1 protein-coding gene is annotated in these 1387 nt (G+C 58.1%); it reads right to left on the bottom strand.

All coding sequences use genetic code 11. From position 1 onward, the window contains the following. Positions 1-239 precede the first annotated feature (239 nt). Positions 240-1307, bottom strand: coding sequence for an IS110 family RNA-guided transposase (locus BUB78_RS19965; RefSeq protein WP_073201177.1), 1068 nt, complete (start codon positions 1305-1307; stop codon positions 240-242). Positions 1308-1387 lie beyond the last annotated feature (80 nt).

Here is a 1387-nt window from a genome sequence, read left to right as displayed (position 1 = left end):
ATGTATGTGTCGGCTGCTGTTCGCAATCGAGAATTTGGCACGATTTCGGAAATCGCTCATATGTATCCGGCCTGTTGATCGGCTCGCGGGCCGTGGCCTTGATGGGGTTACGCACGCGCCTTGGTCTCATTAGCGGCAAGGTCTATGATGACCCAATGGGCCGTCAGACTCTGGGGGCGTATTTTCTCCGTTCCATGCTGTCCTCTCTATCGCGAACTCCTTGGTGACCGTGGAAGGCGTCAGATCGCTTCCATGGCCGCGTCTTTTGGCGCGTCGAACCGGGTGCCATGCCGCAGAAGGCTCCAGGCGGTTCGAGCGAGTTTGTTGGCAAGCGCGATGGCTGCTTTGTTTCGCGGCATACGTGCGACCGCCTCGGTCAGCCACAAGCCGAAACTGAAGTCTGACCATCGGTGTGGGCGCATCATGATCACTTTCGCCGCCTGCACGAACAACATCCTCAGATAGCGGCTTCCGCGTTTGGTGATCCTGCCAAGAATGGTGCGACCGCCGGTGCTGAATTGTCGGGGAACGAGGCCAACCCATGCCGCGAAATCGCGTCCCCGGTCGAATGCTTCGCCTTTGCCGACGGCCGCGACCATTGCCGTCGAGATCATCGGCCCAATGCCGGGTATCGTCATGATATTGGCGCAGTTCTCTTCGGTGCGGCTGATCTCTTCGATCTCGCCAGAGACATCCTCAATCCGTTTGTCCAGCCAGAGCCAGTCGCCATAGAGCCCGATCAGAATGCCGCGCATCCGAGGCGATATCTCGTCCCTTCGCTGTTCGAGGATCGTCTCGAAGGAATTCTTCAGCGCCCGCAGCCCCGACCTAACGGTGATACCCTGTTCGATCAGAAAGGCCCGGATCTGGTTGATGGTGGCCGTGCGCCGCGAAACCAGCCGAGCTCGGACCCGGTGCAGGGCCTGCAGGTCGAGTTGATCCTGATCCTTTTCTGAAACGGTCCGGAGATTGGGTCGCAACGCTGCTTCTGCGATCGCCTCGGCGTCGTTGTAATCGTTCTTTTGGCCCTTGTTGAACGGCTTCACGTAAATCGCCGGTATGATCCGCGGCTCGAACCCCATGCCCCGCAGCGTTCGGCTGACAAAATGGGCGCTGAGGCAAGCCTCCATTCCCACGATGCAGCGTGGGAGTTGCTCAAAAGTGGCATTCAAGGCCAAGCGTTTGATCTGTTTGCGTATGACCAGTTGGCCAGACTGATCGAACCCGACCAGGTGAAACGTATCCTTTCCGATGTCGATCCCGACGACGGCGAGGTCTTCGATACTTCCTCTCTTCTTTGCACACATGGCTGCTTCTCCTTGATGCGCGGTTGATCCCAGTTAAGGATAACACAACGGTGGGGAAGCAGCCGACACATCCCATTAGC

It is taken from the genome of Roseovarius marisflavi, assembly GCF_900142625.1.
Classification (GTDB): Bacteria; Pseudomonadota; Alphaproteobacteria; order Rhodobacterales; family Rhodobacteraceae; genus Roseovarius; species Roseovarius marisflavi.
This window is presented reverse-complemented; position numbering and strand designations above follow the sequence as displayed.

Coding starts and splice junctions, on each gene's coding strand:
- BUB78_RS19965 (WP_073201177.1), bottom strand. CDS start 1,307: ATGTGTGCAAAGAAGAGAGGAAGTATCGAAGACCTCGCCGTCGTCGGG.